Origin of the sequence: Qipengyuania algicola (genome assembly GCF_042492175.1) — a bacterium.
Taxonomy (GTDB): Bacteria; Pseudomonadota; Alphaproteobacteria; order Sphingomonadales; family Sphingomonadaceae; genus CAJXSN01.
In genome coordinates this window covers 2,392,104-2,412,072 of the sequence record NZ_CP170453.1, presented here as the reverse complement: position 1 = coordinate 2,412,072, position 19,969 = coordinate 2,392,104, and the positions used below count along the sequence as shown (strand labels likewise).

Below are 19,969 nucleotides of genomic sequence, written 5' to 3'. Positions count from 1 at the left end.
CACCTTCTGGTCAGCGCGTGGGGTAATTGGGAGCCTCCCGAGTGATCGCCACATCGTGGACATGGCTCTCGGTCAGGCCCGCGCCGGTAATCCGCACGAACTGTGCGCGGGTGCGCAGGTCGGCGATTGTCTTGCTGCCGGTGTAGCCCATCGCTGCCTTGATCCCGCCGACCAGCTGGTGGACGGTATCGGCGGCTGCGCCCTTGAATGGCACCTGCCCCTCGATCCCCTCGGGCACCAGTTTCTGCTGGCTGATATCCTGCTGGAAATAGCGGTCGGCACTGCCGCGCGCCATCGCGCCGACGCTGCCCATGCCGCGATAGCTTTTGTAGCTGCGGCCCTGATAGATGAAAGTTTCGCCCGGCGCCTCTGCAGTCCCTGCCAGCATCGATCCGATCATCACGCTGGAGCCGCCCGCTGCCAGCGCCTTGGCCGCATCGCCGCTGGTGCGTAGGCCGCCATCGGCGATGACGGGAACATCGCTCTTTGCCGCTTCTTCGGCGCTGTCCATGATCGCGGTGAGCTGTGGCACGCCCACACCGGCGACCACGCGGGTGGTGCAGATGGAGCCCGGCCCGATGCCGACTTTCACAGCATCCGCGCCAGCACCGATAAGAGCCCTGGTCGCCTCTGCCGTCGCAACATTTCCCGCGATAACCTGCACCGCATTGGAGAGCTTCTTGACCCGCTCCACCGCGCGGCCGACATCGGAATTGTGCCCGTGCGCTGTGTCGATCACGATCACATCGACTTCCGCATCAATCAGCGCTTCCGTACGCTCGAACCCCTTGTCACCCACCGTGGTAGCCGCCGCCACCCGCAGGCGGCCGCTCTCGTCCTTGGTCGCATGGGGGTAAGCAACCGCTTTCTCGATATCCTTGACGGTAATCAGACCGACACATTTGCCGGCATCGTCCACCACCAGCAGTTTCTCGATCCGGCGCTGGTGCAGCAGGCGGCGCGCTTCCTCCTGCCCCGTCCCCAGCGGTACGGTGGCGAGGTTTTCGGTCGTCATCAGCTCGCGCACGGGCTGCTTCGGATTCTCCGCAAAGCGCACATCGCGGTTGGTGACGATACCCACCAGCTTGCCGCCGCGATCCGTCACGGGAATGCCGCTGATCCGGTGCTGCGTCATCAGCGCCTGCGCATCGCCCAGCGTTGCATCGGGATCGATGGTAATAGGATTCACCACCATTCCGCTCTCATAACGTTTGACTGCACGCACCGCAGCGCATTGCTCTTCGATTTCCAGATTGCGGTGCAGCACGCCGATGCCGCCCATCTGGGCCATGGCAATCGCCATATCGGCCTCTGTCACCGTGTCCATCGCGCTGGAGACCACCGGAATATTCAGCCGGATCGCCCTGGTCAGGGACGTGCTGGTATCGGCCATGGATGGCAGAACGTCGCTTTCCGCCGGGCGCAGAAGAACGTCGTCAAAAGTAAGGCCGAGGGGAATTTCGCTGCGTGACACGATGCGCCTTTCGCCCGAAGCGGGCTTGCATATAGGGGGAGAGAATCGTGCGCCGCCCTCTAACCCGTGCGCGCTCCGCCCGCTAGTGCCTGCGCACTACCATCTGTGCACTATTCGTCGCCAACCGGATAAAGCACGGTGCTGCCGAAATACCGCAGCAGGGCTACATGAAGCAGCATATCCTGCGCCGCCCCGCCCAGTTCTATGTCCTCGCCCCATTCATCCGTGGCGCGGTGGTAATCGGTATCGACAAACTGCCCCAGCCGCTTTTCATCGGCAAAGGCGCTGGAGACCAGCACGGCGGGCACATCGCGTTTGAGCAGGGCAAAGGCATCCTGACGCGGCACCCAGCGGTCCTGCTCCTTGCGAACAGACAGCCGCCTTCCTTCGGCCCGGATCACTTCAGCAATCCCGCTATCGAGCGGCGTACGTCCCCAGCCGATTACCGCGACCGGAGCACCGCGCGGCGCGATGGCGACGCTATCGAGATTGAAGGCCGCGACCATGGTCGGCAGCGGCGCGGGCGGATCGTCGGCGAAGGCTTCGGCCCCGACCAGCCCCGCCTCCTCGCCGGTGGTGGCGACGATATACAGATCGCGCTCGAGCGGCCCCTGCGCGGCGATGCGGCGGGCGACTTCCAGCGTGACGGCCACGCCGCTGGCATTATCGACCGCACCATTGCACAGCCGGTCGGGCGCAGCGGGCGGCCCGCACATTCCCAGATGATCCCAATGCGAGAGGAGCACCACCGCGCCGCTATCCGGCACAGATCCGGGCAGAATGCCGACAATGTTCGCGCTGAGCAGACCGGTCACGCCTTCGCTCACATCCACGTGCATGTCGCGGTAACGCTGGGCCGGAACGGTGAGCGGCTGCTTCCAATTGCCGCGCATTCCGGGCTGAAAGCCGTAGGACTCCAGAGCCGCGATGATATATTGCTGGGTTGCCACGCCGCCAGCGCTGCCCGGCATGCGTCCGGCATAGTCCGATGAGGAAAGCTCGGCGATATGCGCGCCCAGAGCGGCCTCGATCGCGGTCAGATCCTCACTGGAGTGCCCCACCGTCGTGCATCCGGCCAGCGCAAAAGCCAGCAGGCCGCCAATGAGGCGCTTTCTCCGCGAAGTCGTAATCGCCCCCAAGACCGTGCTTCCCCAAAAACGAGCCTATTCGGCGGTCCACCCGCCGTCGATGCTCCAGTTAGCACCCGTCACATTACCCGCTTCCGAACGGCACAGGAAAACCGCTAGCGCGCCGATCTCTTCCGGCTGGACGAATTTCTTGGTCGGCTGCTTGGCCAGCAGGACATCGTTGATCACTTCTTCCCGGCTCAGGCCCCGCGCCTTCATCGTATCGGGGATCTGCCCCTCGATCAGCGGCGTCCAGACATAGCCCGGGCTGATGCAATTGGCCGTCACGCCGGTCTGCGCCAACTCCAGCGCGATGGTTTTGGTAAACCCTGCAATGCCGTGCTTGCTGGCGTTATACGCGCTCTTGAAAGGCGAGGCGGTGAGCGAATGCGCGCTGGCGGTGTTGATGATCCGGCCCCAGCCCGCTTGCTTCATCGCCGGAACCGCATGCCGCGTGGTATGAAATGCCGCCGTCAGATTGAGCGCGATGATCCTGTCCCACTGATCGGGCGGAAAATCCTCCACCGGCGCGACATGCTGCATCCCGGCATTGTTGACCAGAATATCGACCGGTCCTGCCTCTGCCATCATCGCCGCGATGGCATCGGCATCAGTCAGGTCCGCACCCGAATGGCTGGCCGAAAGCTCTTCCTTCAGCGCCGCGATCGTATCCGCCTCGCCAAACCCGTTGAGGGTGATCTCGGCCCCCTCGGCATGCAGCGCGCGCGCCACGGCCAGACCAATGCCCGATGTCGAGCCTGTAACAAGTGCGCGTTTGCCGGACAGGAACATAGGTGGCCTCTTAGGGGTTTGAATTGCGAACGAATTGTGGGACCTGTCTTGCGTTCAACACGTCCGCTGTCCAGTCCCGGCGGAAACAGAAATAGTTTGTAGGGGAAATGCCGTGCGGCTCAATCCGTTTAACACTGGCAATATCAATGTCCGTTCGAGCGGCGGAGGCGGCGGCGGATTTCCCGGCGGTGGCGGCGGCAAGGTCGGTTGCGGCACGCTGGTCATCGCGGCCATCGGCGCGCTGGTTTTCGGGATCAATCCCATGCAGACCATCGGCGTGGTCGAAAGCGTCCAGCAAACCACCGGCGGTCTCGGCGGTGGAACCTCCAGCACGAACGAGCAGGAAATCTGCACCCGCGGCCCATACGCGACGGAGGCCTGCAATACGCTCCAGTCACTCAACCAGACGTGGGCACCGGAATTCCAGCGCGCTGGTATCGCGTTCCAACAGCCCGTGCTGGACCTTTACACCGGCGGCGGCGTGCGGTCGGGCTGCGGCAACGCCCCCGCGGCGGCCGGGCCGTTCTACTGCCCCGCCGATATGGGCATCTATATCAACACCACCTTCTACGATCAGATGGCGCAGCAAATGGGCGCAGGCGGCGATTTCGCGCGGCGGTATGTCTTGGCCCATGAATATGGTCACCACATCCAGAACCTGACCGGTCTGGCCGGGCAAGTGCGCAGCGTGCAGGCGCAGAACCCGCGCCGCTCCAACGAGCTTCAAGTTCGCATGGAATTGCAGGCCGATTGCTATGCGGGCGTCTGGGCGGGCAAGAACCGCAGCCTGATCGAGCCCGGCGACATGCAGGAAGGCCTGCGCGCCGCCAGCGCCATCGGTGACGATACGCTGCAGCGCAATGCCGGCCAGCGGGTCAATCCGGAAAGCTTCACCCACGGCACCAGCCAGCAACGGATGCAGGCCCTGCGTGATGGTCTGGAAAGCGCCGACGACACGGTGTGCGACCGGTATTTCCAGAACCTCTGACGCTGGTTGGCCAGCGGGCATAAGAAAGGGGCGCAGCACGCATCGGTGCCGCGCCCCTTTTGTGTTTGATGCGAATCAGGCGGCCGGTTCTTCCGCCTCCTCATCCTTGCGCCCGCCCACACTCGACCAGTCGATATTGCGGGTGGCGTACATCACACCGGCCAGCGCCACGAACAGCATCACCGATCCGATCAGCAGCGAGAGTGCCTCTAGGCTGAGCAGGACGTAGAGCGAAGCATAGAGGCCCAGAAGGATGGCCCCGACCGTCATCGCGCGCTTCTTCGTGCCGAGCACCGCCATGCTGTAGGCCGTCAGCAGGCCGACAATCGCCAGAGTGGCTCCGGCAAAAGCAGCGGTGAACCCGATCACTTCGGCAAAGGCGAGCAGCAGGACGAAGAACAGCACCAGCCCTGCGCCGGTCAGCAGATACTCCGCCGCAGCGACCCGGGCGCCGGCCACCAGATCGAACATCAGGAAGGTCAGGAAGGTGAACCCGATCACGAGAAATCCGTATTTCACGCTGCGATCGACCTGGCTGTACAGGTCGACCGGCTCGATGAGCCGGACTTCGGCAATCTGTCCGCCCGATGCGCCCTCGGCATAGGCCGATACCCGAACGGGCGGCGGAGGGGGTGTTGCCATGCCGCCTGCATTTTCCACCACACCTGTGTCAGCGGTCGACGCGATGGACCGGCCCAGCGCGAGGTTGGCAATCGACCATTCGGCAGAGAACCCGTCATCCCCTACCTCACGCGCATCGGGCAGGAAGCCGCCGGTAAAGCTGGGATGCGCCCAAGTGGAATTGACTGCCCAGTCGGTCTGCCCGCCGCGCGGAACCAGCGACAGCGAACGGCTACCCCGCAGGCTATAACTGTAATCGACCGCAAGCGTGCCCTCGCCGTCCCATTCCAGATAGCCGTGAAAGCCAGAACCGCCGCTCTCCATTGGGCCCTTGCCCGGTTTCAGCGACAGCGCCTCGCCCGCGATGGTCGCCGCCGCATCGCCCTGCAGGCCGCGCGGATCGGAGACGCCAAAACGCAGCTCGCTCTCGGCAAGACGCAGAGAGGCCGGATCGACATCGAGCCGTTCCAAATCATCGGGCAAGGCGAACTGCGCCTCGCCTTTGGTCGTCGCCAGATAGGTGACCGTTTCGTAGATCGATTTCTTGCGCACTTCGGGTTGCAGCGTGGTCGCCACATCATGCGATTGCGGGGAAAGATACAGCTCCCGCCGCGCGGTAATGCGGCGGGAGATATTTTGTCCGTTGCGGGTCTCGGTCTGGGTGGTTTCCTCGGTATAGGGAATGACCAGCACCGGCCCGCCGAGCGTTTGCGGCCCGCCCCAGCCCGCCGTGATGCTGTCCTGCGCGACGCGCGCCTGATGCTGCCGGTCACTGACCAGCGCATAGACCATCAGCAGCGGGACCAGCAGGACAAAACCCACCAGCCCCACAAACAGCAGTTTCACTCCGGGCGATCGTTCGGTTCGCATCATCATCTCCATTGCGCATCATAGCGACGAAACGTGCACTGTGAGCGATGAACTGAATGCCTGTTGAACCGCCGTGGAGGGGCAAACACTTGCACTGCGAGCGAGAGGCCGTCAGCTTCCTTGCATGACATTCCACTCCCTCTTCGCCGCCGCTCTCGCTTTCATCCTGCCTGCGTCCCTTGCCGCACAAACACCGGAAGCACCACCCGAGGAGCCGACATTCGAGACGGTGAGCGTGGTTCTGGAAACCACCATGGGCGACATAACTATCGCGCTAGAAACCGAGCGCGCGCCGATCACCGCCGGGAATTTCCTGCGCTATGTCGACGAAAGGCGGTTTGACGGAACGGTGTTCTACCGCGCGATGAGCCTCGATTGGGGCGAGCAGCCCAATGGCCTGATTCAGGGCGGCACGCAAAACGATCCCGACCGGATACTAGACCCCATCCCGCACGAACCGACCACCGTAACCGGCCTGACCCACGCGCGCGGCGCGATCTCCATGGCGATGGGCGAACCGGGCAGCGCGAACGGCGACTTCTCGATCATGCTGCAAGACCAGCCCGGCATGGACGCCAACCCCGAAGCAACCGACTCCGTCTGGCAGAACGGCTACGCCACCTTCGGCACAGTGGTGGACGGGATGGAGGTAGTCAAAGCCATCCACACCGCCCCGATCGACCCGTCCAAGGGCCAAGGCTGGATGGTCGGCCAGATGCTGGCGGAGCCAGTGGTGATCGTGAAAGCGCGGCGGGTGGCTGAGCAAGAGTAGACTAAACGAGCCGGGATCGCTGCTCTTCGGTCAGCAATTCACAGGCCGTTTTCGTCTTCCCAAACCACCGGTATCTGTTGCGCGCCACCAGTCGGTACGCGGCATCGGCCAGCCCGCGCGGCACGATACTCCCGATCAACGCAAGCCGCCACCATCCCCCAAGTTTTTCCGCAAGCTTGAAATAGCCAGCGCTCTCCGACCATGCCTCCCCGTCCGTGATCAGAAGATAGGTTGCGTCCATGTCGATATCGTAATGGCGATAGAGCGCCTGACCCAAAGCATCTTGCGCGCTTGTATAGCTGATCCGCCCACCGGGATCGTGCTTCATCAAAAAGCGCACACCGCTTGAGCACAGCACGCACACATTATCGAAGACGAAGAGCGGACGAGAATCGTCGAAATTTGGCACATCCGGATCGGCGCGGAAGCTGTAGGAAGGATGGTTCATTCGTCGATACAGGTGACATCGAGATGCGCGAACCCTTGCCGGTATTCATCAAGCGAGATCACATCGAGGCATGGACGCGCGCCGGGCTCCAACCTCTCGCCCGAAGCCAGTTTTCGGGCGAGAAGTATCACAGGGATAACGGGAATATTGGGGCCATCGCCGCTGCGCGCGATTATCCAATGGCGACGGCGCATCGGCGCTCCATCGGCATACTCACCATCAATGACCATGTGAAAGCCGCTGCGCCCCTTCCCCAGAATATTGAATGGTTGGGATAGTTTCACCAGCACACCCGCAAACCGGTCGAGACGCGGCACAATCCGCCAGCGGCGCAGCAACCCCATTGCCCATAGGCCAAAATGCAGCAGGGAGATTTCATGCCCTGCCAGAAACCGGTGTTCCTGCAGGCCTTCATAACGTTCGGGAAAAATCCCGAGGTCAGGCACATTGCCGGAGGAAAACCACCGACGACCAAGCTCCGGATAGTCAACCGATTCAAGCCCGCTCCAGCCGGTCTCAGGGATCATTGTACCCTTGGCCAAACGGGTGAAGGTCTCACCCACATACGCCAGCACGGCCGCCACGGTGCCCGCACCACGATTGGCCTGTTCTGCTCCGCTAATGCCGTACTCGACCCGGCGCAGCGCAGCCATCGACGTCAACGCATCGTCGCAATAGGCTGCGGTCAGTGCAGGTACCGAACTTGCCCCGGCCAGCACCGCTACCCCGCTCGCCCTTGCGTCCCGGTCAAGCTCGCCAATACCGCACACAAATTCGCGGGCATCGGCGATATCGCAATAATGCGCCCCAATAGCGATGGCAGCGCGCGCCACGCCGTACCCCTGGCCGTTATACGGACCGACCATATTGATGACGAGATCGGCTTCGACCCCCGCCAACATGGTACTGGCCGAATTCGCTATATCCACGGCTTTGCCGTTGGCCTCATTGGCCGCAGCCAGATCGCGGGCGAACGTTTCCGCACGGGCGCCATCGCGCCCGCAAATGGTCAACGCAATTTGCGGATCTCCGGCGAGCGCGCGCGCGACGTAACCGCCGAAATTGCCATAGCCACCGATGATCGCGACCCGCAGGGGCATAGAATTACTGCCCCCGCAGGATCAATACACCCGCTTCTTCGGCTTGATGTACTCCGCATCGTCGGTCAGCGTGTATTCGTGGACCGGGCGGTAGTCGATTTTCATATCGCCCTTGCCGCTGCCGCCGGCGCCGCCGCCCCAGCCGTCGAACCACGCGATGGTGTGCTTCATCCACTGCTTGTCGTCGCGGTCGGGATAGTCCTCGTGCGCGTGGGCGCCGCGGCTTTCCTTGCGGTTGTCGGCGCTGGCCATGGTCACGCTGGCCTGCGCCATCAGATTGTCGAGCTCCAGCGTCTCGATCAGATCGCTGTTCCAGATCATCGAGCGGTCGGACACCTTGATGTCCTCCATCCGCGCGTTGACCCCGGCCAGATGCTTCTTGCCTGCCGCCAGCGTTTCGGTGTCGCGGAACACAGCGCAGTGTTTCTGCATCGTCTTCTGCATATCTTCGCGGATGCGCGCGGTTGGCGTTCCGCCATCGGCGTGGCGGAAGTGATCCAGACGCGCCAGTGCCAGATCGCTGCTGTCTTTCGGCAGAGCGTCTTGCGAGGCGTGCGGAGTGACATTGTCTTTCAAGTGAAGGCCGGTGGCACGGCCAAACACAACGAGATCAATCAGCGAGTTGGAGCCGAGTCGGTTCGCGCCGTGCACCGACACGCAGGCCGCTTCGCCAACAGCGTAAAGGCCCGGCACAACCTTGTCCGGATCGCCCGCTTCGCCGGCCACAACCTGCCCGTGATAGTTACACGGAATGCCGCCCATATTGTAATGCACCGTCGGGGTGACAGGCAGCGGCTGGCGGGTCAGATCGACACCGGCAAAGATCTTGCCGCTCTCGGTGATGCCCGGCAGACGCTCGGCCAGCACGTTGGGGTCGATATGGTCGAGGTGCAGGTGGATGTGGTCCCCTTCCGCCCCGTGACCGCGCCCTTCGCGCATTTCCAGCGCCATCGAGCGGGAGACGACATCGCGCGATGCCAGATCCTTCGCCGACGGAGCATAGCGTTCCATGAACCGCTCGCCTTCGGAGTTGGTCAGGTACCCGCCCTCGCCCCGCGCGCCCTCGGTAATCAGCACGCCCGCGCCGTAAATACCGGTGGGGTGGAACTGGACGAACTCCATGTCCTGCAAAGGCAGACCAGCGCGCAGCACCATGCCGCCGCCATCGCCGGTGCAGGTGTGAGCGCTGGTCGCGGTGTAATAGCAACGGCCATATCCGCCGGTTGCCAGCACCACGGACTGCGCTTTGAACCGGTGCAGCGTGCCATCGTCGAGGCACATGGCGATCACGCCGCGGCAAATCTTGCCGTCGGCAGTATCTTCCATGATCAGGTCGAGCGCGAAATATTCGATGAAGAAGTCCGCGTCATACTTCAGGCTCTGCTGATACAGCGCGTGGAGCATGGCGTGGCCAGTCCGGTCGGCTGCGGCGCAGGTGCGCTGCACCGGGGGGCCTTCGCCCATGTTCTGCATGTGGCCGCCAAACGGACGCTGATAAATCGTGCCGTCTTCATTGCGCGAGAACGGCACGCCGGCGTGCTCCAGCTCGTACACAGCCTGCGGAGCTTCGCGGGCGAGATATTCGATCGCGTCCTGGTCGCCGAGCCAGTCGGCCCCCTTCACCGTGTCATACATATGCCATGACCAGTGATCGGGCGTGTTGTTGCCCAGCGACGCCGCAATGCCGCCCTGCGCCGCCACGGTGTGGCTGCGCGTGGGGAAAACCTTGGAGATATTGGCCGTTTTCAGGCCCGCTTCGGCCGCGCCCATCGTGGCGCGCAGGCCGGAACCGCCTGCGCCAACGACGACCACGTCGAACTGGTGCTCGATAATCGGATAGGCGGTGTTGGAATTCGTTTCGGTCGCCATCAGGCGGCTCCTCCAAGGGCAAGGCGTGCGACACAGAAGATGCCGAAAACGCTGCCCGCAATTGCAGTGAGATTGAGTGCCGCGAGGGCGGCGAATTTTGTGCCTGCTTCGTGGACATAATCCTCGATCAGGACTTGCAGGCCGAGCCGGGCGTGCCAGAAAATGCTGATGATCAGCAGGACCATCGCCGCCGCCGGAATCGGCGCAGACAGCCATTCGCTGACCGTGGCGTAGCTCATATCCGGCAGCAGGATGAAGCTGGCGAGCAGCCAGACCATCAGGACCAGATTGCCGATCGCGGTGAAGCGCTGGACCAGCCAGTGATGCGCGCCCTCATGCGCGCTGCCCAAACCGCGAACGCGGCCAATCGATGTACCGTTACCCATGGATCGGTGCCCTTACTTGACGAAGATCAACGCCCAGAAAGCGATGGTGAGAAGGATGGCGATGATCGGGCTGGCGATGGACCAGAATTTGTTCGTGTCCAGCTCGTACCCCGCACCGATATCCAGCACGAAGTGGCGCAGCCCGCTCATCATATGGGTGAAGAAGGCCCAGGTGAGGCCGATCAGCACGATATAGCCGACAGGCGAGGTCATCACGGCCTGAAACAGGCCGTAGGCGTCGGGTCCGCTGGCGAGAGCGCCAAGCCACCACAGGAAAACACCCAGACCGACCAGCGCCATACCGTCACCGGTCACACGGTGGAGGATGGAGACCAGCATGTGCGGGCCCCATTTCCAGATCTGCAAATGCGGGGAAAGCGGACGGTTTGCCATAGGCTTCAATTCTTCCAGTGGGGCGCGGAAACCCCGCGCAAAATGCATGTGTTGGATGTGCACTTAGCGAACCATACGCGCCATGCAAGCGGGGCCTAGGACCGTGGGCGGATGAAGGCAGGCTTTGACGATGGTTCTCGACAGGTTTTGCCAGCGCTCTATGCTTGCGCGAGTATGACCACGATACTTCTGACAGGATCGAGCCGGGGTATCGGCGCAGCGGCATTCTCTGCGCTGGAATCGCGCGGCTGCACCGTTATCGGGCATTCGACCGAAGGCGGCGAAGGGCGGCTTGCGGCTGATTTTACGGAGCCTTCCGCACCGCAAATGCTGTGGGAAGAAGCGCTGGAGCGCGGCGGTGGGCGGATCGACGTGCTGGTCAACAATGCCGGATTGTTCGCGGCCAATCCCACCAACAGCGCGGATATCAGCTGGCTGGATGCGTGGGAGGATACGCTGCGGATCAATCTGACCGCCGCCGCACAACTCAGCCGGTTTGCCGTGCAGCACTGGCTGGATCGTAAGGCAGGCGAGAACGGGCATCGGGGCCGGCTTGTCCATGTCGCCAGCCGTGCGGGGCACCGGGGCGATTCGCCAGCGCACTGGCATTATGCGGCGGCGAAGGGCGGAATGCTGGCAATGCACAAGACCATCGCCCGCGCCCATGCCGCCGATGGCATCCTGTCCTACGCCATCGCGCCGGGCTTTACCGACACCGCGATGGCGGGCGATTATCTCTCCAGTCGCGGCGGGCCGGAGCTGCTGAAGGATATTCCGCTGGGCGCCGTGGCCGAGCCGGAAGAGATCGCCAAGCTGATAGAATTTTGCGCGCTGGACGCCCCTGCCAGCCTGACCGGCGCAACGCTGGACGCCAATGGCGCCAGCTATGTGCGCTAGACTGTGAGCCGCTGATGCCCTCCTGGAAAATCACCATCCACGCGCCCAAACCGGTGGTCGCCGCCGCGCTTGATGCGCAGGACCAGTCGGTCGACTGGGATTACAACGTCGTCGTCTCGGGCCACGAGATTGCCGAGGATCGGCCTGAGGATTGGGTGTTCGAGGCGTGGTATTCGGGCAAGCCTTCTAAAGCAGAGAAGGCAGACATTGCCGCGCTCTTCTCCGGCAAGACCCCGGCCATGGCGTTGGAGAAACTGCCCGATCAGGACTGGCTCACGCTCAGCCAGCAGGGGGTCGATCCCATCCGTGCCGGCCCCTTCTATGTCCGCACGCCGGACCACCCCGCCCCGACCGAAGAGCTGCTCGATCTGGTCATCCCCGCCAGTCAGGCCTTCGGCACCGGCCAGCACGAGACGACTGCGGGATGCCTTGCGATGCTCGCCAATATCCGGGTGAGCGGGGTCAATGCGCGCAATATCGCCGATATCGGCACTGGCACCGGCCTGCTTGCGTTCGGCGCGTTGGCGCTTTGGCCACGGGCGCTGTGCACGGCATCTGATATCGACCCGGTGTGCGAGGGCGTGGTGCTGGAGAACGCCGTTACCAACACCGTGCCGATGGGCGGCGATGCGGGCGAGCTGCTGATGCTGACCTCTGACGGGATGGACGATCCGCAGCTGCAGGCGCGCGGACCTTTCGATTTGCTGATTGCCAATATCCTCGCCGCGCCGCTGATCGAACTGGCGGCGCATTTTGCCATGAGCGTGCAGCCCGGCGGCCATCTGGTGCTTGCCGGCCTGTTGGAAACGCAGGAGGCTGCGGTACGCTCTGCCTATAGAAGCGCGGGCTTCCGCATGGCGGGCCGGATTGTCAATGGCGACTGGTCGATCCTGTGGCTGCGGCGCAGGCGGATCGTTTAGCTTCCGGCAGTAGCTACGCCCCCGCTCACCCGCTGGTGATAGCCCGCAATCGCGCCCACCACCTTGTGCATCAGGTCCATGCGTTCCGGCACAGGCCGAGCAGTGCGCCCGATCATCACGGCTACGGCATAACGCTTTCCATTGGGCGCAGTCAGGATGCCGATATCGTTATAGCCCGCCTGTTCCCCGATGACGCCGGGCGGGACGATATCGAGCACCTGGCCCGTCCCCGTCTTGTGGCCAAGGCTCCATCCGGCGGGCAGACCGCCCTTTAACCGGTTCGGCCCGCTCTTCACCTCGTCCAGTAATGTCAGCAGAGCCTGCGTGTTGCCCGCTGACAGCAATTCGCCCCTCGCCAGACGCGCCAGAGCCGCGGCGATTGCATTGGCCCGCGCGCCGTCTACCGGATCGCTGACATAGCCATCGAAATTGGTCCGGCGGATGCCATGCGGCACCGCCTTGCGCACTTCGAAAAACGTCTTGCCCACGGCATAGCGCTGATCCCATTCCAAGCCCGCAATCGCCGCCTGCATCGCCCGCTCGCCGGGACCGAAGCGGATATCGCCCAGCCCCTTCTCCGCCAGAACGCTGCGCACCGCATCCGGCCCGCCTACGCGCTTCAGCACCATATCATTGGCGGTGTTGTCGCTTTCGGTCAGCGCGCGGCGGATATAGTCGCGGTAATCGCTCGTGAAGCTGCCTTGTGCCTTGACGATCTTGCGGATCGGCTGATGAAAGACAGTCAGATCGGAGAACGTCACAGTATCCCGCTCGGCCAGATCGAGTGTGCCCTTGTCGGCCTGATCGAACGCCGTGAGCGCCACCCACAATTTGCTGACGCTTTGCTGGGGCATGGTCTCGCCGCCATTGAAATGCACCAGCGCGCCCGTCTGCACATCGACCATCGCGATGCCCAGATAGCCGTCGAAAGTGCTGCCGATGCCGTAGAACCGATCGTCCAGCCAGCGCTCTTCTGCCGGGCGTTCCTCGACAATCTCCTCGGCAACTTCCTCCACGCGCTCGGCGAAGGACGGCGCGACCGTCCCCGCGCTTTCGCCCGCCGCGCCTATCGTCACGCCGGACATATTGCAGGTCGCCAAAGCAGCCAGCGCCGCAAAAGCGCCGATCACGCCGATGCTGTTCGATGCCGCTGCCATGACCTGCCTTCGAAGCCCTTTTCCTATTGCGCCAATCACGAGGCGCGCGGAACCCGCCCGCGCTCTCCCGCATTGCTGCGGTAATCCCCATACACAAATCGAATTAACGGAGCTCCCACAATGCCTGACAAAAACGCGCGCACTCTGATGATCACCGGCGCATCCTCAGGGATAGGCGCCGCCACTGCCCGCGCTGCGGCAGCCAAGGGCTGGAACGTCGCCCTCCTGGCCCGCCGCAAGGACCGTCTGGAGGAACTCGCCAGCGAGATCGGCGAGAGCGCGCTAGCGGTGGAATGCGATGTGACTGACCGCGATGCGCTGAGCGCCGCCGTCGCCAAGACGGTCGAGACTTTCGGCAGCCTCGATGCGGTCTACGCCAATGCCGGCAAGGGCGCGGACAGCCCCGGCATGGAAAACGGCGACCCTCAGGAATGGCACGATATGATCCACCTCAACATCCTCGCCGTGCTCTACACCGCCCATGCCACTCTGCCCGAATTGAAGAAGACCAAGGGCATGTTCATCGTCACCGGATCGAAGGCGGGCCGCGAACATTTCAAGGGCTCCGTCTACAGCGCGACCAAGTGGTTCGTGCAGGGCTTTGCAGGCAATCTCGCCGAGGAAATGCGCGACTGGGGTGGCCGCTGCACCGTCATCACGCCGGGCATGGTCAACACCGAATTCTTTGACGAAGCGAAGCCGACAAAATTGCAGCCCGAAGACATTGCCGATGCGGTGGTCTTTGCCCTGGAGCAGCGGGAGACCTCCGCGGTGCGCGAAATCCACCTGATGCCGGCGGATTGACCCTAGGCCGAGAGCACGCTTTCGAGGTGATCGAGAGCGGCTCTCGTAAAGGCCTCCATATTCGCGATCCGGTCATCGCTGCCGGTTTGGGTCAATTTCGTCCACTCGCCTTCTGGCCCCACCAGCGCCGCGCAGCTTTGCCCGGCGGGTGCGCCGCTGGGGTGGGTGGAGCCGCCGACCGAGCCGCTTTCGGCCAGCCCCCACTGGCTGTGAAAATTGTCGCGGATGGAGCGGGCCTGCAGCAGCGCATACTCCTCGCTTGCGCCGCGCATGCCGCGATAGGCCTCGCGCGGCTGTGCGAACAGCACGTCGCGGGCTCGCAGCGAATAGACCACCCCGCCCCCGACAAAGAAATCGAGCGCGCCCGGAACAGTCAGCAGCGAGGCGGCCAGCATCCCGCCTGTCGCTCCGTCAGCCACGGCGATTGTCTCGCCACGTTCGCGCAATAACCCGGCAATGCGCAAGGCCTGCGGGTGAAGCTCTGCCAGCATCAGCCCGCCTGCGCCACAATCGCGGCCCAGCCCGCCTCGTCCAGCACCTCGATGCCCAGCTCGGCGGCCTTTTTCAGCTTGCTGCCCGCGCCCGGCCCGGCGACCAGAATATCGGTCTTCGCGCTGACCGATCCGCTGGCCTTTGCGCCCAAACGCTCGGCCTGCGCTTTGGCCTCGTCGCGGCTCATGGTTTCCAGCTTGCCTGTGAAGACCACGGTTTTGCCAGCAACGGGTGAGTCCAGCGTCTCGACTTCATAACGCGGCGGCGAGACTTCGCTCAGCAGATCGTCCCACACTTCGCGGTTGTGGTCTTCGTGGAAAAAATCACCCAGCGCCTCGACCACGGCGGTGCCAATACCGTCGATATCGGTGAGTTCGGATGTCGCATCGTCATCGCCTGCCCGCGCCTTCTCGGCCAATGACCGAAGCGCCTCAAGCTCATGAAAATGCTTCATCAGATCGCGCGCCGTGACCGCGCCTACGTGCCGTATGCCAAGCCCGAACAGCAGCCGCGCCGCGTCGGGTTCGCGCCGGTTTTCCACCGATGCCAACAAATTATCGACAGACTTTTCCTTCCGGCCTTCCAGCGCCAGAATCTCCTCGCGCCGTTTGCGCAGGCGGAAGATATCGGCGGGGCTTTCCAGCCAGCCCAGCGCAAAAAACTGGTCGATGGTTTTCTCGCCCAGCCCGTCAATATCGAGCGCGCCGCGGCTGACGAAATGCTTGAGGCGTTCTGTGCGCTGCGCAGGACAGATCAGTCCGCCAGTGCAACGCACATCAACCTCGCCTTCAGCGGCCACCGCTTCGCTGCCGCATTCGGGGCAGGTATCGGGGAAGGTGAAAGGCTCGCGCTCCACCTCAGGCGTCAGATTGGCGACCACTTGCGGGATCACATCGCCCGCGCGCTGAACCTGGACACGGTCTCCGGGACGCACGCCAAGCCGCTGAATTTCATCGCGATTGTGCAGTGTGACATTGGTGACCGTCACCCCGCCCACCAGCACCGGAGCAAGCCTGCCCACCGGCGTCAGCTTGCCGGTGCGCCCGACCTGAATGTCGATCGCTTCCAGCGTCGTCTCGGCCTGCTCGGCGGGGAATTTGCGCGCGATGGCCCAGCGGGGGGCCTTGGCGACAAAGCCCAGCCGCTGCTGGTAATCGAGCCGGTCCACCTTGTAGACCACGCCGTCGATTTCATACGGCAAATCAGGGCGCTGCGCGTTGATGCTCTCATAATGGGCGAGCATCTCATCCAGCGTTTCGCACCGCGTGAACAGCGGCGATACCGGCACGCCCCACGCCTCCAGCGCGCGCACCACGTCGACTTGCGTCTCGCCCGGCACAGCGGAAGCCGCACCCCAACCATGCGCCCAGAATTTGAGCGGACGCTTGGCGGTCACGCTCGCATCCTTCTGCCGCAGCGATCCGGCAGCGGCATTGCGAGGATTGGCAAACAGCTTCTCCCCCGCTTCCTCCTGTCGCGCATTCAAGGCAAGGAAGTCGGCAGTGGACATATAGACCTCGCCGCGAATCTCGAAGATGTCGGGCGCATCGCCTGTAAGCTGCTGCGGAATATCGGCAATATGCGCCACATTGGGCGTCACATCCTCGCCCACCTGCCCGTCCCCGCGTGTCGCAGCGCGGACCAGATCGCCGTTTTCGTAACGCAGTGAACAGGACAGCCCGTCGATCTTGTCCTCCGCCGTGAAGGCCAGCGGCGCGTCGTCGGCGAGCGACAGAAACCGCCGCACACGGGCCACAAACTCCGCCACCTCCTCGTCGGCAAAGGCATTGTCGAGGCTCATCATGCGAACCTCATGCGTCACCTTGCTCAAAGGCGAGGCAGCGACGGCATGGCCCACCTTTTTCGAAGGGCTGTCATCGCGCACTAAATGCGGAAACGCCGCCTCCAGTTCCGCATTGCGGCGCACCAGCGCGTCATATTCCTGATCGGTTATCTCGGGCGTATCCTGCGCATGATACAACCGGTCATGCTTTGCGATCTGCCGCGCCAGCCGCATCAGCTCATTGGCGGCGTCGGCTTCTGTAGTTTGCCCATCGCTGTTCATCGAAGAATCGCCGTGCCCTTCTTGCTCTCGGGATCAATCCATTACACATCCCGAAACGTCGGAATAGGGGAAGGACCATGAGAACGCGCAGCAAAATCGGTATCGGATGCCTTGGTATCATCTTGGCGCTCGCTGGCGTTGTTGCATGGTATGTATTCAACCGCGAACCGCGTCCCATCGTGGTCGCCGAACCAGGCGCGCTGGGCGAGCGGATCGTGATGGGCGATGTCCCGGCCAATTTCTATCCCGGTGCAGGAGGCGGTCCGCGCCCCGGCATTTTGCTGCTCGGCGGATCGGAAGGCGGCTTGAAAGAATCGCGCAACGTTCTTGCCCGTCAATTGGCAGAACAAGGCTACAGCGTTTTGTACCCCGGCTATTACGCCACTTCGGAAACAAACCGCAGTTTTCACAAGGTGCCGCTGGAAACCTTCGACCGTTCGCTGGATTGGCTTTCCACCCGGGAAAATATCGATAGCGCGCGGTTGGGCGTCATCGGCCATTCCAAGGGCGGCGAGGCCGCTCTTCTGGTCGCCAGCCGACATCCGGAACTGCGTGCGGTGATCGCAGCCATGCCCAGCGATGTCGTCTGGCAGGGCTTCGATTTCGATGCATTCGACATGAGCCAGTTCGGCTCCTCGTGGACCGCCAATAGCGAGGAATTGCCCTATGTGGCCTATGTCGATTTGCCGTGGAGCGACTGGATGAGTGAAGGCGCTGGCGCGCTAACCAAGATGTATGAGGAAAGCTGGAAGGCGCGCGCGCTTCATCCCGGATCGTCCATCCCGGTGGAGGAGATTGCCGCGCCAACCCTGCTCATCTGCGGCGGGCAGGACACGATCTGGCCATCCTGCACCATGGCGCGAGCGGCGGAAGATCGAGCGCAAAATGCCACACTGTTGGCGTACCCAGACGCCGGACATTGGGGCTTTGGCCCTGCCAGTGAACTTGATGAAAACGATGCAAGTTCGCTTGGACGAATGGGCGGCACTGCCGAGACAGACCGTGCCGCGCGCGAGGACCAGTGGCCTCAAATCCTAGAATTCTTGGATGCCCAATTGGACGGCGGGGAGAATTAAACCCCCTCCAGCAGCCGATCCGCCTGCGCTCTTGCCTCAGGCGTAACTTCCGCCCCGGACAACATCCGCGCGATTTCTTCCTGGCGCCCCGCATCGTCGAGCAGCGCGACGCTGGTCCTGGTCACCGTGTCTTCCGAAGACTTGGCGATAATGTAGTGCGTGCCGCCCCGCGCGGCCACTTGAGGGCTGTGGGTGACGGCCAGCAGCTGGCCGTCCTTTGCCAGCCGCGCCAGACGTTCGCCGATGGCGCTGGCCACCGCGCCGCCCACACCCCGGTCGATCTCGTCGAAGATCACCGTCGCCGCCCCGCCCTGTTCCGCGAGCGCGACTTTCAGCGCGAGGATGAAGCGCGAGAGTTCGCCGCCGCTGGCAATCTTGCCGAGCGGAGCAAACGGCGCGCCGGGATTGGTGGCGATGAGGTACTCCACCGCGTCCATGCCGGTGGGGCCCCATTTGTCCTCCGGCAGCACCTCGATTGCGGTCTGGAACCGCGCCGCATCCAGTTTCAGCGGCGCAAGTTCGGCGGCCACGGCCTTATCCAGCTTCTTGGCGCCCTTCACCCGCACATCGTGCAGTTTTTCCGCAGCGCTGCGATAGGCGGCGGCGGCTTCTTTCTCGGCCAGTTGCAGGGCATCGAGCTCCGCCTCCCCGCCCTCGATTGCATCGAGCGCAGCGCGGAAGGCGCGCATCTTGCCGGGCAGCTCGTCCACTTCGCAGCGATGTTTGCGGGCCAGTGCGCGCAATTCGAACAGCCGCGTTTCAGCAGCATCCAGAGCCTGCGGATCATGCACCAGCGCCTCGGCGGCGGCGGCGAGCTTGTCTTCCGCCTCGCCCGCCTCGATCACCGCGCGGTCCAATGCCTCCAGCGCTTCCTTCAGCAGCGGATGCTCCCCGCCGATCCGGTCGAGCCGCCGCGCGGCGCTGCGCAATTCGGCGAGCGGCGAATCCGAACCTTCCCAAATATGCCGCAGTTCCTCCAGATCGCCCGCCAGCTTCTCGCCCTTCTGCATGGTGGAGCGGGTTTCCGCGAGCCGCGCTTCCTCGCCCGCCTGCGGTTCCAGAGTGGTGAGTTCGGCCAGATGCGCGATCAGCAGATCCTGCTCCGCCTTCGCGTCTTCGATAGCGGTGCGCGCCGTTTCCAGCGCATCGCGCGCATGGCTCCATGCCGCCCACGCCTTGGCCACACGGGCGGTGTCCGCCCCGGCATAACGGTCGAGCAAAAGCCGGTGCCCGCGCGGATTGACCAGACCGCGATCATCATGCTGCCCGTGCAGTTCCACCAGCGAGGCCGCCAATGTGCGCAGCAGCGCCACGCCGACCGGCTGATCATTGACGAACGCCTTGGACCCGCCATCCGCCTTCACCTGACGGCGGATAACCAGCGCCTCGCCCGACTCTATCTCGATATCCGCATCGTCCAACGCTTCGGCCAAGGCCTCCGGCAGCTGCGCAAACTCGAAGCTCGCGGTCGCGCTTGCCTTCGCCTCGCCGCTGCGCACCAGACCGCTGTCCGCCCGGTTGCCCAGCACCAACCCCAGCGCATCGAGGAGGATCGACTTGCCCGCGCCCGTCTCCCCCGTCAGCACGCCCAGCCCGCGCCCGAAATCGAGATCGAGCGCTTCGATCAAAACGATGTTGCGGATGGAGAGACGCGTGAGCATTGCGGGCGTCTATACCGCACCAAAACGGGCGCGTCACCGGATGGTGCGCGCCCGCTG

General features: G+C 63.5%; 19 protein-coding genes. 6 read left to right on the top strand and 13 right to left on the bottom strand.

Going from position 1 to position 19,969, the window contains the following annotated elements; genetic code table 11:
• Positions 1-10 precede the first annotated feature (10 nt).
• From guaB to ACFCW2_RS11475, 3 genes are all read right to left on the bottom strand, one after another.
• On the bottom strand, positions 11-1,474 hold the full coding sequence (gene guaB / locus ACFCW2_RS11485; RefSeq protein ID WP_379546526.1) for an IMP dehydrogenase: 1,464 nt from the start codon (positions 1,472-1,474) through the stop codon (positions 11-13).
• A 110-nt stretch (positions 1,475-1,584) separates the two neighbouring features.
• Complete coding sequence (locus ACFCW2_RS11480) at positions 1,585-2,613, bottom strand: M28 family peptidase (protein WP_379546525.1); 1,029 nt, start codon at positions 2,611-2,613, stop codon at positions 1,585-1,587.
• A 24-nt stretch (positions 2,614-2,637) separates the two neighbouring features.
• Complete coding sequence (locus tag ACFCW2_RS11475) at positions 2,638-3,393, bottom strand: 3-hydroxybutyrate dehydrogenase (protein WP_379546524.1); 756 nt, start codon at positions 3,391-3,393, stop codon at positions 2,638-2,640.
• A 112-nt stretch (positions 3,394-3,505) separates the two neighbouring features.
• Between ACFCW2_RS11475 and ypfJ the strand changes: the two genes are divergently transcribed.
• Complete coding sequence (gene ypfJ, locus ACFCW2_RS11470) at positions 3,506-4,381, top strand: KPN_02809 family neutral zinc metallopeptidase (RefSeq protein WP_379546522.1); 876 nt, start codon at positions 3,506-3,508, stop codon at positions 4,379-4,381.
• A gap of 75 nt (positions 4,382-4,456) precedes the next feature.
• Here the strand turns inward: ypfJ and creD are convergent, their stop codons facing one another.
• On the bottom strand, positions 4,457-5,878 hold the full coding sequence (gene creD, locus ACFCW2_RS11465) for a cell envelope integrity protein CreD (RefSeq protein WP_379546520.1): 1,422 nt from the start codon (positions 5,876-5,878) through the stop codon (positions 4,457-4,459).
• Between the two features lie 118 nt (positions 5,879-5,996).
• Between creD and ACFCW2_RS11460 the strand changes: the two genes are divergently transcribed.
• On the top strand, positions 5,997-6,644 hold the full coding sequence (locus tag ACFCW2_RS11460; RefSeq protein ID WP_379546519.1) for a peptidylprolyl isomerase: 648 nt from the start codon (positions 5,997-5,999) through the stop codon (positions 6,642-6,644).
• Between the two features lies 1 nt (position 6,645).
• On the opposite strand, the gene ACFCW2_RS11455 is transcribed toward ACFCW2_RS11460, so the two are convergent.
• Genes ACFCW2_RS11455 through sdhC form a run of 5 tightly spaced genes read right to left on the bottom strand, consistent with a single transcriptional unit; the run spans position 6,646 to position 10,840 of the window.
• Positions 6,646-7,092 (bottom strand): thiol-disulfide oxidoreductase DCC family protein, encoded by a 447-nt coding sequence (locus ACFCW2_RS11455; protein WP_379546518.1) that lies wholly within the window; start codon positions 7,090-7,092, stop codon positions 6,646-6,648.
• The gene (locus tag ACFCW2_RS11450; RefSeq protein WP_379546516.1) at positions 7,089-8,192 is read right to left on the bottom strand and encodes a saccharopine dehydrogenase family protein; all 1,104 of its coding nucleotides are present in this window, start codon (positions 8,190-8,192) and stop codon (positions 7,089-7,091) included. Before ACFCW2_RS11450 ends, ACFCW2_RS11455 begins: the two co-directional genes overlap by 4 nt.
• Positions 8,193-8,213: 21 nt before the next feature.
• Positions 8,214-10,061 carry a succinate dehydrogenase flavoprotein subunit gene (gene sdhA / locus ACFCW2_RS11445; RefSeq protein WP_379546515.1) on the bottom strand — a complete coding sequence of 616 codons (1,848 nt, stop codon included), beginning with the start codon at positions 10,059-10,061 and terminating at the stop codon, positions 8,214-8,216.
• Complete coding sequence (sdhD, locus tag ACFCW2_RS11440) at positions 10,061-10,447, bottom strand: succinate dehydrogenase, hydrophobic membrane anchor protein (RefSeq protein WP_379546514.1); 387 nt, start codon at positions 10,445-10,447, stop codon at positions 10,061-10,063. Before sdhD ends, sdhA begins: the two co-directional genes overlap by 1 nt.
• Positions 10,448-10,459: 12 nt before the next feature.
• Positions 10,460-10,840: a succinate dehydrogenase, cytochrome b556 subunit gene (gene sdhC / locus ACFCW2_RS11435; RefSeq protein ID WP_379546513.1), complete on the bottom strand. Its 381-nt coding sequence runs from the start codon at positions 10,838-10,840 to the stop codon at positions 10,460-10,462.
• A 174-nt stretch (positions 10,841-11,014) separates the two neighbouring features.
• On the opposite strand from sdhC, the gene ACFCW2_RS11430 reads away from it, so the two are divergent.
• Both ACFCW2_RS11430 and ACFCW2_RS11425 read left to right on the top strand, forming a co-directional pair.
• On the top strand, positions 11,015-11,737 hold the full coding sequence (locus ACFCW2_RS11430) for an SDR family NAD(P)-dependent oxidoreductase (RefSeq protein WP_379546511.1): 723 nt from the start codon (positions 11,015-11,017) through the stop codon (positions 11,735-11,737).
• Between the two features lie 14 nt (positions 11,738-11,751).
• Positions 11,752-12,657 (top strand): 50S ribosomal protein L11 methyltransferase, encoded by a 906-nt coding sequence (locus tag ACFCW2_RS11425; RefSeq protein ID WP_379546509.1) that lies wholly within the window; start codon positions 11,752-11,754, stop codon positions 12,655-12,657.
• Here the strand turns inward: ACFCW2_RS11425 and ACFCW2_RS11420 are convergent.
• Positions 12,654-13,814, bottom strand: coding sequence for a serine hydrolase (locus tag ACFCW2_RS11420; RefSeq protein ID WP_379546508.1), 1,161 nt, complete (start codon positions 13,812-13,814; stop codon positions 12,654-12,656). The genes ACFCW2_RS11425 and ACFCW2_RS11420 overlap by 4 nt on opposite strands.
• Before the next feature lie 120 nt (positions 13,815-13,934).
• On the opposite strand from ACFCW2_RS11420, the gene ACFCW2_RS11415 reads away from it, so the two are divergent.
• Positions 13,935-14,618, top strand: coding sequence for an SDR family oxidoreductase (locus tag ACFCW2_RS11415; RefSeq protein ID WP_379546507.1), 684 nt, complete (start codon positions 13,935-13,937; stop codon positions 14,616-14,618).
• 2 nt (positions 14,619-14,620) lie between these two features.
• On the opposite strand, the gene ACFCW2_RS11410 is transcribed toward ACFCW2_RS11415, so the two are convergent.
• Positions 14,621-15,109 carry a CinA family protein gene (locus ACFCW2_RS11410; RefSeq protein ID WP_379546505.1) on the bottom strand — a complete coding sequence of 163 codons (489 nt, stop codon included), beginning with the start codon at positions 15,107-15,109 and terminating at the stop codon, positions 14,621-14,623.
• Entirely contained in the window at positions 15,109-17,175 is a 2,067-nt protein-coding gene (gene ligA / locus ACFCW2_RS11405) for an NAD-dependent DNA ligase LigA (RefSeq protein WP_379546503.1), read from the bottom strand. The genes ACFCW2_RS11410 and ligA overlap by 1 nt, the downstream gene beginning before the upstream one ends.
• 77 nt (positions 17,176-17,252) lie before the next feature.
• On the opposite strand from ligA, the gene ACFCW2_RS11400 reads away from it, so the two are divergent.
• Positions 17,253-18,251, top strand: coding sequence for an acyl-CoA thioester hydrolase/BAAT C-terminal domain-containing protein (locus tag ACFCW2_RS11400; protein ID WP_379546502.1), 999 nt, complete (start codon positions 17,253-17,255; stop codon positions 18,249-18,251).
• Here ACFCW2_RS11400 and recN read toward each other — a convergent pair.
• Entirely contained in the window at positions 18,248-19,912 is a 1,665-nt protein-coding gene (gene recN, locus ACFCW2_RS11395) for a DNA repair protein RecN (RefSeq protein ID WP_379546500.1), read from the bottom strand. The genes ACFCW2_RS11400 and recN overlap by 4 nt on opposite strands.
• Positions 19,913-19,969: the final 57 nt, after the last annotated feature.